Here is a 16,647-nt window from a genome sequence, read left to right as displayed (position 1 = left end):
TCCAAACCTAACACTACTTTGATCCGGAACGTTTCCTGCAACTTCTTTGTATATTTACTTTATTACACGGAAGCGATTTCGGGAGACAACATGGTTGATAACAATAATATATTCAAACCAGGTGAAAACTGTTGGGTTAGCAGCAAAGCAAATTTTGTTGCGCCACTCATAGATTGTGGTAACTATTACAAAGCGCTACACAGCGCTATTGTAAAAGCCAAACACAGTATTTTTATCATTGGGTGGGACATTGATAGCCGGATACGCCTTTTAAGAGGTGATGACGAAGCAAACAGTGAAGCCCCGAGTGTTGTCAGTGATTTACTTGCATGGAAAGCAGAAAATAACCCCGACTTAAACATTTACCTGCTACGCTGGGATTCTTCTCTCGCATTTTTCTCTAAACGAGAAATGTGGGCAAAAGAAGTGTGGGAAGAAAAAACCCCAGATAACGTGCAAACCGAGCTTGATGACACCATCCCTATGGGCGGCAGTCAGCACCAAAAAATTATCGTGATTGATGATGAGCTGGTTTTCTCTGGTGGCATGGATATTTCAACGAATCGCTGGGACACCCGTGACCACCCCGTAGTATCTGAAGAACGAGATGGGCCCGACGGTGAGTACCCTCCGCTACACGATGTGCAAATGGTATCTTCCGGTCCAGTAGTGGCTGATTTTTCTAAACTGGTTCGTTGGAGGTGGTTGCGGGTTGCCGAAAGTGAACCGGTAGAGATTCGCGCCCAAGCCGATACGTCTGTAGATGGTCCTATTCCCGACACGTGGCCTGAAGGTTTTCCGCCCATCTTTGAAGAAGTCGACTGTGCGCTAGCTAGAACAATTCCGTTTATGGACGAAGTTGAGCCAGCGCAAGAAGTACGCACCATGCTACTTGATTTAATCGGTCAAGCCGAGTCGCTTATCTACATTGAGAATCAATTTACTACTCGTCAGGAAATTGCCGAAGCGTTGAACAAACGTATGAAGGCACGTCCTGACTTACACGTCATTATTGTCAGTTCTTACGAGCCTAAAGGTAAATTCGAATGTGAAGCCTTTTGGGCAAGTCGCATAGAATTTAAATCTATTCTTGAAAAAGACATCGACCCTAAAAGAGTAAAGTTGACTTACTCGTCGTGCGAAGACTTACAAGGCAGAAAAGCCTACAAGCGCATACATTCTAAGGTAATGACCGTTGACGACAAATACTTAGTGATAGGATCGTCTAACCTAAGTAACCGTTCTATGACACTAGATACAGAAATTGACGTTGTGCTTAGCGGCAACAGCGAGCTAAACCGAGCGGCAATTTTGAATGTTCGTAACGATTTACTTGCTGAGCATACCGGTAGAGATATCTCAGATATGCCTGCACTGTTTGCAGAAGAATATCCTGTTGAAGCATTAATCCATGGGCAAATTGCACACGGATATGTATTAACCGAAGTTCGTGATGAAGTTTTCACTACGCAGTCAGTGAATAATGTATTTCGTTCTTTATCAGATCCAGAGGAGCCTTTAATTTCTATGCCTTCTTTTGATGGTGGGGCGCTACCCGCGCGTAACCCAAGACGTAGAACTATTATGATCATGTTGGGGCTAGCCGTTATTGCTGTGCTCGGTGGCCTGATGTTCTGGGCGAGCCAATCCATTTCGTGGTTAAGTGGTGAGAGTATTAATGCGTTCCTTGAAAAGAGCAGAGGCACTTACTTTGCACTGCCTACGGTATTATTGGTTTATGTAGTGGGAGGCATACTCTTCTTCCCCGTTACCGTATTGTCATTAGCGGTTGCCGCTATCTTCGGCCCTATTTGGGGGCCAATATACGGCATCATGGGTGCCCTGCTAAGCTCTGCTATTTTATTTGCTATCGGTAAACTTTCTGGTGACGCTGGCCTTCGGAAGGTGGGTGGACCGAAAGTAGAAGCATTGGATGAGAAACTGAAACAAAGTGGAATAGTGGGTGTTGCTGCCATTAGAATGTTGCCTATTGCCCCCTTTAGCTTAGTAAACTTAGTTGCAGGTATTTCATCAATTGGTTTATTACAGTTTCTGATCGGTACTTTCTTTGGCATGTTCCCCCCAATGATTGCGAAAGGATTGGTAGGTGACTCTATAACTCAAATCTTCCGCAACCCGTCGGTTGAAACCATTAGCTATTTAGTAGGCGGTATTGTGCTTTGGGGCTTAATGATTTGGGGCTCTCAAAAGTTCGCTCGCTATTATCAAGAATCTCGTCAAAAACGTGCATCGGAAAGTAAAGAATGTGCCGCATAATTAGTTACAACATTCATAGTGGGCTAGGCAGGGACAAGTTACAAAATTATCACCGAATTGGGCAATTTCTAGCTGAATCGGGTGCCGATATTGTACTTTTACAAGAGATGGATACACGCCCATCCGAGCGTGCGATTGAGCGAGATATTGAAGATATTTGTGCTAAAAATGTCTACAACTTGGTGTCTGCCCCTGCCCTGCATGAGCCAAGCGGATGGTATGGCAACGCTATATTGTCGCGCTTCAACGTTATTGAACAAGAAACCTTTGACGTAAGCCAGCAGGGGCGACAGCCCAGAAATGTGCAAGTGGTAGTGTTACAAACTGACAAAGGACCCCTTACTGTCGTTAACACCCATAAAGGACTTAAGCGATTAGAGCGCCGCTCGCAATTCGCATTGTTGCATGATTATCTTGAGCAAAGGATGCAAGCCCATCCCATGCCATTGGTATTGGCGGGAGACTTCAATGAGTGGCAATTCTTTTCACGGGCTTTCACCTCGTTGAACAAGCTTTTGAATCAACATAAGGTAGGCGCTACCTTCCCGAGTCAATTTCCAATTTTCTCTTTAGATCGTGTGTGGGTAAGTGACGACATCACGGTTTCAGAATGCAAAAAGCTGACATCAAAAAAGGCGAGCGTCTTTTCTGACCACCTGCCAGTTCAACTCGACATTAGACTTCCAGAAGCCAATACGCCTTTCATTTCTGACTGATCAGTAAACGCTAAGGAGCCTCGCCAGTGTTGCAGCGCCTGCTCACTGGCGACAACTTGTTTTATCACTTTAAGCATTTTTAAGACGGCTTCGTTTAAAGGGCTCGTTTTGTTAGTCGCAGCTAGCACCAATCGCTGCATTTCCGGCTCAACTATTTTTAACGTAGAAACCAAGCCCGATTCTTCAAGATGAAAAATGGCCGATGTTGGTAGTATCATTACCCCTTCTCCTTGCATAACTTGTCGCAACCCTGTCATCAACTGCCCCGAATAGGCTAAATTATGCTGCAAATTGACACCCGTCGCTTTTTCATAATGTTCGATAAGCTTGCCTAATGCGTCTTTATTGCCAGGCGATAATAGAGGGAATTGGCTCAACGCCCAAAACGGGATACTTTCTCTGCCCGCAAGGTGGCTGTACTCACTGGATGTTGCTTGATTAGCCATTACCAAGTGCAAGTTTTCACGAATAAGCGGTGAAACCGTCATAAACCTTGGGTCAACGTCTTGCTCGTAGGTTAATGCAATATCGACTTGCCGCCCTTCTAACCACCCCTTTACTGAATACGAAGGGCCAGTACTTATTTCCAATTTTAGTTTTGGATGGTTTTGCTTTACTTCTGCAATAAGCGGCATGGAAAGTACATTACCGATAGACGGAAGCATACCCACTTTTACAGTACCCGCCGTTTTCCCCACTAACTCTCGCAGTTCAGATTTAGCGTTATTAATATCATCCATGAGCCTAGTGGCATGAGTGAGAAACAAATCGCCCGCTGGGGTTAACGTTACCCCAGAGAAGGTTCGACTTAGCAACTGCGCCCCCATCTCTCTTTCGAGGCTTGCTAATTGCTGACTAATGGCAGGTTGAGCGATATCAAGCTCACGTGCTGCACCTGCAATACTGCCTTTGTGTACTGTGGTTAAAAAATACTGAAGTTGCTTAGAGTTCAAAGTCTAATTTCCCGAATATGACAGTTTTTAACACGTTGCCATAAAGCACAGGTCGCTTTATTAATATTAAAATCAGCAAGTTACATGCCATCGACTAGTAAAGCTGCCCTCACACTTGTAAAAATTACGTTAATCTCAAAGTTGCATTTATTTTTTTCATACTAAGCTAGAACAATTAAAGACATTAGAATCAGATAGTTAAATACAGCCTCAATACTTTTCTTATACCCCTCAATATTCTTTTTTCTTTCGCGATTTTAAAAGAATTTTTAGCCTGAGTGTCAATACAGGTAACCACACAAAACATTTATAAGATGCAGTATGCATCAAGGTGGTGCTTGTTATGCCAAACGTGGGCGGCATTAGTCCCTGCTCCAAGTGAAGAATAACAACTCATAACGGCTCGTTTTAGGGAACACACATGAGAAAAAACAAGATACATAATGCAATTGCACTAGCGTTCACTGGAATCTCTCTATCTTTGGCAGCACCACTCGCGTTAGCGCAAGAAGCTGAAGAAACCGCAGTAGATACTCAAAATGTTGAAAAAATTGCTGTTGTCGGTGCACGTGGTGCACCTCGCTCAGTAACTAGCTCTCCTGTACCTGTTGATGTATTAAGTGCTGAAGATATTGAAGCAGTAGCCTTCACCGACATGAACAACGTACTGATGACACTCGTGCCATCTTACTCCGTTGGTCGCCAACCTATTTCAGATGGTGGTACCTTCATTCGTCCTGCAACGCTACGTGGTATGCCTACAGACAAAACTCTAGTGTTGGTTAATTCTAAGCGTCGTCACAGAGCTGCACTAGTGTCTATCGGTGGGTCTGGTACACAAGGGCCTGATATCGCGACTATTCCTACCGCTGCGATTGGCAGTGTAGAAGTACTGCGTGATGGTGCTGCAGCACAATATGGCTCCGATGCTATTGCAGGGGTTATTAACTTCCAGCTAAAAGAGAACACTGAAGGTGGGTCTTTCACCGCTGACTACGGTAGCTATTTTGAAGGTGACGGCGACCAAATTACCATTACAGGTAACAAAGGTTTTGCGTTAGGTGATGATGGTTTTTTAAGTATTTCAGCAGAATACTCAGATAGCGAAGCCACCTTCCGTGGCGAGCAATACTGTGAATCTTGGTTCTGTGTGGATGAACAATCAGAACAATACATTGCAGATGCCGCCGCAATGGCTAGCTCAGTGCATGATTCAGATGTAGTTCAGCCTTGGGGACAGCCAGATACTAGTGGTACTCGTATCTTTTTCAATGCTGGCTATGCATTAACGGCTGAAATGGAGCTTTACGCGTTTGGTAACTACTCTGAAAGTGAAGGTAGCGGTAACTTCTATTATCGTTACCCGGGTAACGGCACTATTGAAGATATTCGGCTAGAAGATGGTTCTATATGGAGCCCTACTGAATTTTTCCCAGGTGGCTTTACGCCGCGCTTTTCTGGCGATGTAACCGACTACTCTTTTGTTGGTGGTATTAAAGGAATGTCTGGCGACTTAGGCTATGACATAAGTGGTCGTTACGGATATAACGATATTTCATATACGCTTGCCAATACGATTAACCCATCTATGGGTAATGAGTCACCGACATCATTTAAGCCCGGTGACCTAACTAACGAAGAAACGCAAATTCAGGCCGATTTCACTTACGATTTTAACGAATATATTTTGGCCTTCGGGGCAAGCTATCTTGACGAGTCTTATGAAATTTCAGAAGGCGGAGTAGATTCTTACTTTGCAGGGCCTTACGCAACCTCTGATCCTTGGGGCTTCTGTGACGGAGATGCAGCTAGTGCAGCTGGTTTAGCCGTCATTGGTACCGGTTCAACGCTAAATTGTGCTGACAGTGATGATGCGGTTTATACCGTGGTGGGTGTAGGCTCAAATGGTTTCCCTGGTTATTCACCTGACTACTCAGGTACGTATAGCCGTGACTCTTATGCGGTATATACTGATATTTCTGGTGACATTACCGACGAATTGTTCGCACAAGCCGCTATACGTTATGAAGACTATTCAGACTTTGGTTCTGAGGTGGTTTATAAGGTTGCGGGTATTTACCAAATTAATGACGAAATTGCAGTAAGAAGTTCATACGGTACGGGCTTTAGAGCACCGACGCCAGGTCAACAAGGTACAACAAACGTATCTACTCGTTTACCTGATGGTTTTCCAGTAGCAACGGGCTTGTTCCCTGCTGGTGGCGATGTAGCCCAAGCATTAGGAGCTGAAGAATTACTTCCTGAAAAATCAACTAACTTTACACTTGGTTTAACCGCTAGTTTTGGTGATTTAACGCTTACTGCCGATTACTACAACATTAAACTAGAAGACAGACTGTACTCAGTATCTACACGAGATGTATCTACTACGGTAGTCACTGACCCAGACGCTGATGGTTATGATGCCTACCAGAACTACTTGGCGCTATCAGGTGCGGGCGTTTCTGGTGCAGAATCAATTGGTGGTGTGTTCTTCTTCCAAAATGCGTTCGATACAGTCACTGAAGGTGTTGATCTCGTTGCCACTTATAAAATGGAAACGACCTACGGTTCAACTATGATTACAGGGTCTATTAACTATAACGATACCTCGTTCGACTCTGATCCTAGCGAATTCTTGGACCCCGAGGACATATACGATTTTGAACATGGTACGCCAGAAATGCGCGGTGTGTTCTCTGTGACACATAGTTATGATGTGTGGTCTGCGGTAGCACGATTGAGTTACTACGGTGAATACGAAAATGTAGGCAGCGATGATGGTACCGTAATCGATGCCGAAACAATTCAAACCTACGGCTCTGAATTTATGTTTGATATTGAAGGGTCATACCTTATCAATGAAAACCTAACGTTATCAGTAGGTGTACGTAACCTATTTGATAGCTATCCAGACCCTTCAACAAATGGTGACGCCTGCTGTGGTCAAGTCTATGACTCAGGATCAGTCGTCGACTGGCAGGGTGGTTACTACTACACCCGCTTAGCGGCAAGGTTCTAAAAACAACTAATACTAAACACCGGCAAATGCCGGTGTTTATGTTTTCACCCCTCGTTTTATAAGTAAAATTTAAAGGTCTATTCATGTTATTAGAAGTATTTGCTGGAGATGTAGTTTCATGGAAATAGAGCTTCTCTGGTTCGTTGTTACTCTTTGTATTACAGGTGCTATTGCTGGCATTACTGCTGGTCTTTTTGGTAATGGCGGTGGGTTTGTTGTTGTTCCCGCTCTATTAGCCGTATTTCCATTTTTTACGCCCCCATCCCAAGAGCTAGTGAAAGTTGCAATAGGCACTTCTTTAGCTTCTATTGTGGTATCGAGTACCCGCTCAGTTATGGCTCACCATAAAAAAGGCGCTGTAGATTTTGATATTCTAAAATCATGGAGCATCTGGATAGTATTGGGCGTAATAGGCGGTATTTATATTGCCAGTAGCACAAGTAGCGATGGTCTAACGGTCGTTTTTGCGGCAGGTGTTTTACTTTATTCTATTTACTTCTTGTTCCCAGAATTTGTCATTCGCCCTGGTGTGGCATTGTCTATGCCTGAAGGTGTGGCTAAATCAGTACTCGCTTTTGTACTAGGGGGCTTTTCGGCCCTTCTGGGGATTGGCGGAGGCACGCCCATGGTAATTACTATGGTTATCTGTCAACGCACAATCCAGCAAGCAGTAGCCACTGCTGCTGGCGTTGGTTTCCTAATAGGTCTTCCAGGCGCTATCGGCTTTCTGTTTATGAAACATCCTGAAACCGCCATTTTGCCCGTAGGAACTATAGGCTATATCAACATTCCCGCATTAGTTGCCATTAGCATTGGTGCCATTATCACTGCCCCAATGGGAGCAAAAATGGCGCATAACTTCAGCGAGAAAAAATTAAAACGAATGTTTGGTATTTACTTAGTAATTGTTTCTAGCGCTATGTTTTACAAGGCCCTATAAACACTTACGATGTTTGAGATAAGGAATTAACAATGTCACATAATGTTTCAAGACGCCTATTTTTGGGTGGTAGTGCTGCCGCTACTGCCATTGGTGCCTCAGGCTTGATTACGTCTGCGGGGCTTCAAGCTGCAACACCCGCTATGTCCAAAGTACTCTATGGCCCTAAGCCAGGTATCGCCAAACTAAATGCTAATGAAAACCCATTTGGGCCAAGTAAAGCAGCATTGAAAGCGATTGCTACTGCTTCTGCAGAGGGCGGCGCATACTATGCCTACCCCGCTGCAATGACGTTGCTAGACATGATTGCGGAACGCCACGGAATTACACCTAAAAATATTTCGTTAAGTGCAGGCTCTAGCCCAATCCTTTCTTATGCAGCCCTTGCGGCAAGCAAAAAGGGAAAAATATTAGGCCCCGATCTTTTCTGGGATACCACCTCAAAAGCACCAGAGAAACAAGGTGCTCCTGAGATTGTTCGGGTACCTAACACGAAAGATTTGGCAATCGATTTGGATGCCATGTATGCAGCCATTGATGACAGCGTTGGTATGGTGCATATCACCAACCCTAACAACCCAACCGGACGCCTTCTAGACCCTGCCAAGCTTCGAGAGTTTTGTATCAAGGCTTCGAAAAAGACGTTAGTACTTGTTGATGAAGCGTATAATGAACTCACCGACGATCCGCCCGCAAACTCAATGATTCCGTTAGTAAAAGCCGGACACAATATTATTGTTGCACGAACCTTTTCTAAAATTTACGGGTTAGCGGGCATGCGTGTTGGTTACATGATTGCCTCTGAAGAAAATACTGAGTGGATAAATCGCTACGGCATGGGTGGCTACACGCTGAACCAAGCAGGTTTAGCCGCAGCAATTGCGTCTTACAATGATGAAGCTTTTCTAACGTTTGTTAAAGATAAAGTTATAGAAGCAAAAGGCTTAGTGATGGATGGCCTCAAGGCCAATGGCCTAACCGCACTTCCTTCTAGTACTAACTTTATTTTTGTGGACCTTGGTAAAGGAGATGCTGAATTATTTAGAGCCGCGATGGCGGAGAAAGATATTCACATCCGCGGTATTTATCGTACCTATACTAATTGGTCGAGAGTAAGTATGGGTAAAATCGCAGATGTGCAGCGGTATGTTGATGCCATTCCACAAGCACTTGAAACGATGACTAAAAAACAAAACGCTTAACTGAGTTAAAACATCGTAATATTATGCGTGCAGCCACGTTAGGCTGTACGCCTCTCTTATTCCCCCCCTTATCAACTAGTATTTACACGTAAAGTATAATGCTCATAAATGCCCTCTTTGTCATATACTCTTAAAGTATCTTGCGCAAATACACCAACCTAGGTTTTAGAATCTCAGTATGTCTACTAAGCTTCTTTCAGGCGCTAAGAAATTGCACACACTGTATTAACAGACGTTAAAGGAGGCTGTTGATGGCACTATCTGTTTTAGTTACTGACGACTCTAAATTGTCACGCCGTAGCGTAAAAAAGTCGTTACCGCCGGAGTTAGACTACGATATTTCAGAAGCAACTAATGGCCAAGAAGCCATAGACTTGTTAGCGGAAAACACCTTCGACCTTGTGTTGCTTGATTTAACCATGCCAGACGTAGATGGCGTGGACGTGTTGGAATACTTATCTAAGCGTGAACAATGCTTTCCTAACGTTATAGTAATCAGTGCAGATTTTCAGCCCGAAAAACAGCGCATCGTTCTATCCTTAGGGGCGAAACGATTTATTAGAAAGCCGTTGGATAAAGAAGAACTGGCAATGACTATGTTTGAGTTGGGGTATTTATGAGCGCAGTAATACCATTAGACGAGGAACAACGCGATGCGTTGCAAGAATTGCTCAATATTTCAATGGGCCAAGCAGCAAATTCACTCGCGCAACTCATTGAAACCAAAATTGATATTTCAATCCCTAAAATAACCTCAGTGACCCCCACTCAGCTATATACCTTGCTGTTTGGTTCTGACGCTACTTTTCATACCCGCCAGTCTTTTTTAGGTGATATTCAAGGTGAAGTGATGTCAGTACTTTCTCGTTCTGGACTGAGCGAGATGGCAAAACTGATGGAGTACAGTGAACCGCTCAGTAAAGAAGATGTAGAAGAAATTATACTTGAGCTGTCTAATATTCTCGCCGGCGCGTGTTTGGCAGGCTTATCAAGCCAATTAGAACTGACCACCAATTTGAATATGCCAACGTTGTTTACCCCTAACAAAGAAAACTTCGATGAGCTAAAGTGGCAACATAGTTTGGTCATGGAAGTACAATTCACTGTCGCTGTTTCATCCTTTTCTATGCGCGTTGTTTTCTGCTTAGATGACGATTCACTGACAAGAATGAAAGATACCTTAGATGAACTACTAGAATAATGTTTGAGCAACTGGTTGAAAAACTTCCGGTTGGAATTGGCATCGTTGATGAAAACTTTTTGGTGGTTTATTTAAACGACTTTTTTAAAGACCGCCTTCCTCACGAGAATCGCGCTTCGTACAAAGATACACCGGTTACCGAAATTTTTAGCGACCAAGGTAAGTTTCTAAAGCGAAGACTAAAATCGGTTTTTGTTCTGCAGCATCCAAGCTTCAGCTACTGGGAGCAGCGCCCTCATATATTTCCGTTTAAAAGCAGTAGGCCGATTACTGGCGAAGAAACACAGATGTATCAAAACATGGAGATATTGCCGGTAAAGGACAAAAGTACTGGGAAAAAATATGCGTGCATTTTTTTACAAGATGTTACCGCGCAGGCCAGTTATTTTCGTACCCAACAAAAGCTATCTGCCGCACTAAAAGAAGAGCACGAAGCTCAACGTAAACTAATTCGTAAACTTGATACCGCCCAATCTCAACTCATTCAAGCGGAAAAGATGGCATCAACGGGTCAATTAGCGGCGGGCATTGCGCATGAAATAAATAACCCTATTGGTTTTATCAACGCAAACCTAGACACCTTGTCACAATATGCCAATAACTTAATATCCATCTGCGATGGGGTAGAAAATCACGTTGCCGGTTTCAACGATGAACTAAAAGAACAAATCAAAAACCTTTTCGAAGCACAACACTATGATTTGATAAAAGACGACATTGAAGAGTTGCTTGAAGAATCAAAAGCTGGCTTAAATCGAGTTAAAGATATTGTCGATAATCTAAAACAATTTTCCCTCGACAGCACACAAGGCAGTCAGGTTGTAGATTTAAACGACGTCGCCACGCAAACCATCAAGTTGGTATCTACCCAATATGCTTCTCACCACTATAAGGTGGAATCTCCCGACCAAAAGATAGAAATAACGGCAAACCCAGGGATGATAAAACAAGCCTTAATGAACATATTACTCAATGCCGCCCAGGCTATTCCAGACAAAGGCTACGTTAAGTTAACACTATTAAAAAATAACGAGAACGTCACAATTAAGGTACTCGACAGCGGTGAAGGTATTGACCAAAAAAATATGAAAAGAGTCTTCGAACCTTTTTTTACTACCCGCCCTGAAGGTCAAGGCCAAGGGTTAGGCTTGTCCACCGCCTATACCATTGTAGAAAAGCACAAAGGAAAAATTTCAGTCAATAGCAAAGTGGGCAAAGGTACAGTGGTTACAATAGCGCTACCTATCATCTCAGAAGCCGAGTCAACTACAGCCCCTGAGTAACATCTATTGTTGCACCCCATACAGATAAAGTCCTTCATCAGATAAATGGCGTGTTATCTTTCCATGAGACAAGAGGTAGTTTAAATGGGACACACACTCGGCTACGGCAAATACGATATTTCTACCACTCAGTTCCCGTTTAAATAAAACAGGTAACAACTCGACAACGGTCTGAGGCTTATTACAAGCCTCTACGAGTGCATTTAAATGGCGATGGTGATGTTCAATAAGCTCATTCACTCGGTCTTTTACCCCAATAAAAGGTTGTCTGTGTGCGGGTAACACCAAGGTTTTTTCCGGTAAGTCAGTGAAAGGCAGTAGCGTAGACAAATAATCTTGTAGCGTATTGCCCTCAGGCTCCGTTGAATATACCCCTATATTGGGCGTGATCTGCGGTAAAATATGATCGCCTGCTAGCAGTATTCCAAGCTCTTTAGAATATAAACATACGTGCTCTGGTGAATGCCCCCTCCCTATCATCACTTCCCATGAGTTACCTTTTAACGTAAGCACATCACTTTGCTTTAATCGTCGATAACTGATTGGAATTGGCGATACAACGTTGCTGTAACCTTTATTCCCAGACATGAGCGACATCACGTCATCGGATTGTAAACCTGCACGGTGATAGTATTGCTCATCCCGCCAAGCAGAGGTGTCGCTTTTCCCCCCAGTGAACGCGCGCGCAGTAAAATACTCAACCTGCGACATGTACAGTGGCACTTTGAATTGGTCGGCTATCCATCCGGCTAAACCAACGTGATCAGGATGCAAATGAGTAACTAAAACCGCTGAAACGGGTTTATCCAATGCGGCAAAAATTTCATTCCACAAGGCTTTAGTTGTATTCGTACCAAGCCCAGTATCAATAACCACCCAGCCATCATCATCTTCAACAAGATAAAGATTAATGTGGTCAAGTTCGAAAGGCAGTGGCATACGAAGCCAAAGTACGCCTTTCGCTATCTCTGTCCATTGACCTGGAGACGGTTGCTCAATTGCTGGGTAATGCATACATCTTCACCTTTTCGCTGGTATACTTACTTCTATAACGATAGGTAGGCAAAAACAAACGTATCTGTTTGATAATCAACTATAGCGTTAAGTAATAGCACTGCTATACCGAGAGTTATTAAGACCTAGCGAGCATTGGTAAACCATTGACCTCTCTCATTTCGAGTAAAGAAAATCGATTGCCCTGTACTATGAGTCCTTCATTATCTCACCAACGAAAATTAACTTGCCGTGATTAGAAAAGGTTACATTCTCAGTAAACACACTATTGCTAAACAAGCGCGCAGTAAGCATAAAGGCGCTTGCGTTGAAGTGTGGGTATCTACCGACGATGGTCCTGTGTGTCTTCAAAGCGCTTTGCAGAAACCCTCATGTTTTGTTGCTACTGAAAACACAAAAAGCATAATAGAAAAAGCCAAGCGGGAAGGTATTGAGGTTGAAGTTTCCTCTGACAGCTTCTTTACCCTAGAGCAAGTGGAAGTAGACACCCTTAAAACCACGTCTGATTCCCACATGCATCAATTAAGGCAGCTTGCTAAAAGCTTACATATCACTTTGTATGAAGCTGATATACGGCTTGCTGATAGGTATTTGATGGAGCGGTTTATTTACGGCTCATTGGAGTTTATTGCGGCTGACGAAACCGCCACATTAATACCTGAGGCGCGAATTAGACCCGCAATCTACACGCCAAGCCTTTACTCGATTAGTATAGATATTGAGTGCGATGAAAATGAAAATCTATTCAGTATAGCGCTAGCGTCTAACGACGTTAATGAAGTGATGTTAGTTTCTGCTTCCACTCATCCCAAGACGTTAGATGTTCCAGACACATTTTCACTTAGCCAGTTTTCTACTGAATCAGCACTGCTCACTGCGTTTATAACGCGTATATGTGAAATCGATCCAGACGTTATCTTAGGCTGGAATGTCAAACAGTTCGATATGGCCGTGCTTGCTAGGCGAGCCAAAAAACAAGGCGTGAAATTTACAATAGGCCGAGACAAACGAGAAGCCTTCGTAAGGGATTGGGATGGTCAAACTATTGTGGATATACCTGGCCGCAGTATTGTAGATGGGATTGAAGCACTAAAGACGATGACCTATCAATTTGATTCTTTCTCTTTAGACAATGTTGCACAGCAGTTACTGGGTGATAAAAAGCTCATACAGAGTGAAGACAAGCTTGGGGCAATAAAGGCCTTGTATTACGAAGACCCCTCTTCGCTTGCGAGCTATAACCACAAAGACTGTGTATTGGTAAATGAGATTGCTACAAAAACTCGATTTATAGAGTTTCTTATCTTGAGAGGCACCTTAACTGGGCTCGATTTGGGAAGACCCGGTGGGTCGGTAGCGGCATTTCTAAATGTATATTTACCAAAGTTGCACCGACAACGTTATGTAAGTGGTGTACGCCCCGAACACGGCGGGTTAGCTAGCCCTGGTGGCTACGTGATGAATTCACAGCCAGGCCTGTACTCTGATGTACTTGTGCTCGATTTTAAGAGCCTATACCCGTCAATTATTCGCACGTTTAAGATTGACCCAATGGGACTTGCTGAGGGCCTTAAATACCCAGAACGCGCCATTGAGGGCTTCAAAGGGGCGATGTTTAGTCGTGACAATCATTTTTTGCCCGATATTATTGACAATCTATGGCGCCAAAGAGACGAGGCTAAAAAGCAAAACGATGCTCCCCGCTCGCAAGCAATAAAGATTTTAATGAATTCATTTTATGGCGTATTAGGCAGTGGCGGATGCCCTTTTTACGACCCAAGACTAGCAAGCTCTATTACTCTGCGTGGGCATGAAATAATGCAAACTACCGCAAAGTGGATAGAAGAAGCAGGGTTCTCAGTTATCTATGGCGATACAGACTCTACCTTTGTACATGTAAATAACAACACATCGTTGGGCACGCCTAATGAAACGGGACAGTCGCTAGCAAACACCATCAATCAAAAGTGGCAAAGCAAGCTTCGTGAAGATTATGATATAGACTGCCATTTGGATATTGAATTTGAAACCCACTTTGAAACTTTTTTTATGCCCACAATTAGAGGTTCTGCGTTAGGCAGCAAGAAAAGGTATGCAGGTTTAAAGCAAATTGGTGATAAAAAAGAGCTGGTTTTTAAAGGGTTAGAAAACGTACGTTCAGACTGGACTGAATTAGCTAAATACTTTCAGTATGAGTTGTATCGACGGGTTTTCGAAAAAGCACCTGTATCTGATTTTATTAAACAAACTGTTGATAATATTCGCCAAGGGAAAGAAGACACCAGACTCGTATATGCTAAGCGACTAAGAAAGCCATTAAACGACTACATCAAATCTTTGCCTCCTCATGTAAAAGCCGCGCGCCTTGCAGATGATATTAATCGTAAAACAGGTCAACGATTACGTTACCAACACAATACAACCATACGCTATGTCATGACAGTACAAGGCCCACAAACTACTGAACATCAAATGGCACCGCTTGATTACGACCATTACATCGAAAAGCAGATAATGCCCATTGCAGACAGTATACTTCCGCTCATCAATCTTTCTTTTTCTGAATTAACCAACGAACAATTATCCTTGTTTTCTAACTAAGGTGATGATGTTGGAGCATTCATATCATGAATGTCACCTCAGATGTAATTTGCCTGAATATTTTTCAAACCCCTGTTGCAAGTTAACAAGGTTGATAAACATCTAACTTTTAGGTTTATTCAATTAATAACTAAAAATCAGTAGCTTATTTCAGTGGCATAAACAATGAATGTGATTAAGTGAGTATTTTATTCCTTGCTCTAACCGAGCAAAGTGTTATCACTACAAAAGGAGAATGTGATGAAAAAGCTTACACTATCACTTGTTATAGGCGCAGTAATGTCAACGACCGCAATCGCTGGAGATATCCAAGGTGGTCACAAATCTAAGGTTAGCGCTGATTTTTCTACATTGGATCATGATGGAAATGGACACATCACTAAAACAGAATTAAAAGAAGCAAACTCTAGTAAATTTTTTAAGAAGATGGACACAGACGGTAATGAAAAAGTGTCCCAGTCAGAGTTTGATAAATATGTAAAAAATAACCCTAGCATGTTTTCTGAAGATATCGTGATGCGGGTTAAATCAAATGGCACTACCGATGCAGTGCTAACTCGTAGAATGACGTCATCGACATCTCAATCTATGAATGAGCCTATGATCTCCAGTAGCGGCTCAACCATGATGAAAGGCGAAGAGATGATGGGAAAAGAGATGTCCAGTGAAATGAAGTCTGAAGTTACTGCGAAATTCAATAAAGCAGATCGTAATGATGACGGTAAGCTCTCAATGAAGGAAGTTGAAAAGGCTGGCATTGATGGCGATTTTAGTGAAATGGATAAAGACGACAACCAGTTACTAACCAAGATGGAATTTCGTCAGCATTTAACGCAGTAGCTGTTACTCAATAGGTTAATTAGCTATTTTGTACATTAGTGTATGAGATAACAAAAACCCCGTCTTCGCGGGGTTTTTTACTGCCTGTTCACTTTCCTGCAGGCATAAAAAAAGGGCTATCCGTTAGGATAGCCCTTTCTTCGAATGGGAGCTTGGCAGTGTGCTACTCTCACATGGGGAAACCCCACACTACCATCGCCGCTAATACGTTTCACTTCTGAGTTCGGAATGGGATCAGGTGGTACCGTATCGCTATGGCTGCCAAGCAAAAACTTTTGCAAACGTTAGTTTGCGTAATACCGACTTATTTAGTCCATATTACTTTAATAATTAACAATTTAGGAATTCTGATATTCACGTAATCAATCTTTGAGCACTGAGTACTACTACTCTCGTTGCTTTAATCAGCTTGTAAACAACACCGAAGTTCTTCATATAGCACTTCTTTAGCGAGTAAGAAAATGGTCAGTCGAGTTTCTCGACGTTTAAGCCATTTTCTACGACTAAGCGTAGCGCCATAAAAAGCCTCTTGGGCGTTGTATGGTTAAGCCTCTCGGGCAATTAGTACAGGTTAGCTTAACGCCTTACAACGCTTCCA

General features: G+C 43.1%; 12 protein-coding genes and 1 rRNA gene. 10 read left to right on the top strand and 3 right to left on the bottom strand.

Annotation, left to right across the window (positions count from 1 at the left end; translation table 11 throughout):
- Positions 1-90: 90 nt before the first annotated feature.
- Together J5X92_RS18325 and J5X92_RS18320 are read left to right on the top strand one after the other, a co-directional pair.
- Positions 91-2,277 (top strand): VTT domain-containing protein, encoded by a 2,187-nt coding sequence (locus J5X92_RS18325; RefSeq protein ID WP_013782675.1) that lies wholly within the window; start codon positions 91-93, stop codon positions 2,275-2,277.
- Entirely contained in the window at positions 2,265-2,993 is a 729-nt protein-coding gene (locus J5X92_RS18320; protein WP_013782674.1) for an endonuclease/exonuclease/phosphatase family protein, read from the top strand. The genes J5X92_RS18325 and J5X92_RS18320 overlap by 13 nt, the downstream gene beginning before the upstream one ends.
- Here J5X92_RS18320 and J5X92_RS18315 read toward each other — a convergent pair.
- Positions 2,942-3,946: a LysR family transcriptional regulator gene (locus J5X92_RS18315; protein ID WP_126872621.1), complete on the bottom strand. Its 1,005-nt coding sequence runs from the start codon at positions 3,944-3,946 to the stop codon at positions 2,942-2,944. The two genes, J5X92_RS18320 and J5X92_RS18315, sit on opposite strands and share 52 nt — an antisense overlap.
- Positions 3,947-4,367: 421 nt before the next feature.
- Between J5X92_RS18315 and J5X92_RS18310 the strand changes: the two genes are divergently transcribed.
- From J5X92_RS18310 to J5X92_RS18285, 6 genes are all read left to right on the top strand, one after another.
- On the top strand, positions 4,368-6,968 hold the full coding sequence (locus J5X92_RS18310; protein ID WP_126872622.1) for a TonB-dependent receptor: 2,601 nt from the start codon (positions 4,368-4,370) through the stop codon (positions 6,966-6,968).
- Positions 6,969-7,086: 118 nt separating this feature from the next.
- A complete protein-coding gene (locus J5X92_RS18305; protein ID WP_013782671.1) occupies positions 7,087-7,908 on the top strand; it encodes a sulfite exporter TauE/SafE family protein in 822 nt (273 codons plus the stop codon).
- Between the two features lie 32 nt (positions 7,909-7,940).
- Positions 7,941-9,110 (top strand): histidinol-phosphate transaminase, encoded by a 1,170-nt coding sequence (locus tag J5X92_RS18300; protein ID WP_126872623.1) that lies wholly within the window; start codon positions 7,941-7,943, stop codon positions 9,108-9,110.
- Positions 9,111-9,361: 251 nt separating this feature from the next.
- Positions 9,362-9,730 (top strand): response regulator, encoded by a 369-nt coding sequence (locus J5X92_RS18295; protein WP_126872624.1) that lies wholly within the window; start codon positions 9,362-9,364, stop codon positions 9,728-9,730.
- Positions 9,727-10,311, top strand: coding sequence for a chemotaxis protein CheX (locus J5X92_RS18290; protein ID WP_208806257.1), 585 nt, complete (start codon positions 9,727-9,729; stop codon positions 10,309-10,311). The genes J5X92_RS18295 and J5X92_RS18290 overlap by 4 nt, the downstream gene beginning before the upstream one ends.
- The gene (locus J5X92_RS18285) at positions 10,311-11,594 is read left to right on the top strand and encodes an ATP-binding protein (protein ID WP_208806256.1); all 1,284 of its coding nucleotides are present in this window, start codon (positions 10,311-10,313) and stop codon (positions 11,592-11,594) included. Before J5X92_RS18290 ends, J5X92_RS18285 begins: the two co-directional genes overlap by 1 nt.
- A gap of 3 nt (positions 11,595-11,597) precedes the next feature.
- On the opposite strand, the gene J5X92_RS18280 is transcribed toward J5X92_RS18285, so the two are convergent.
- Entirely contained in the window at positions 11,598-12,608 is a 1,011-nt protein-coding gene (locus tag J5X92_RS18280) for an MBL fold metallo-hydrolase (protein ID WP_013782666.1), read from the bottom strand.
- 231 nt (positions 12,609-12,839) lie between these two features.
- Between J5X92_RS18280 and J5X92_RS18275 the strand changes: the two genes are divergently transcribed.
- Together J5X92_RS18275 and J5X92_RS18270 are read left to right on the top strand one after the other, a co-directional pair.
- Complete coding sequence (locus J5X92_RS18275; RefSeq protein ID WP_208806255.1) at positions 12,840-15,209, top strand: DNA polymerase II; 2,370 nt, start codon at positions 12,840-12,842, stop codon at positions 15,207-15,209.
- Between the two features lie 240 nt (positions 15,210-15,449).
- A complete protein-coding gene (locus J5X92_RS18270; protein ID WP_208806254.1) occupies positions 15,450-16,049 on the top strand; it encodes an EF-hand domain-containing protein in 600 nt (199 codons plus the stop codon).
- A 150-nt stretch (positions 16,050-16,199) separates the two neighbouring features.
- On the opposite strand, the gene rrf is transcribed toward J5X92_RS18270, so the two are convergent.
- Positions 16,200-16,315 (bottom strand): 5S ribosomal RNA (gene rrf, locus J5X92_RS18265).
- Between the last annotated feature and the right edge of the window lie 332 nt (positions 16,316-16,647).

The organism is Alteromonas sp. K632G, from assembly GCF_017653625.1.
GTDB lineage: Bacteria > Pseudomonadota > Gammaproteobacteria > Enterobacterales > Alteromonadaceae > Alteromonas > Alteromonas naphthalenivorans.
The sequence above is the reverse complement of the archived record's forward strand: the minus strand, read 5'-3'. Positions and strand labels throughout refer to the sequence as shown.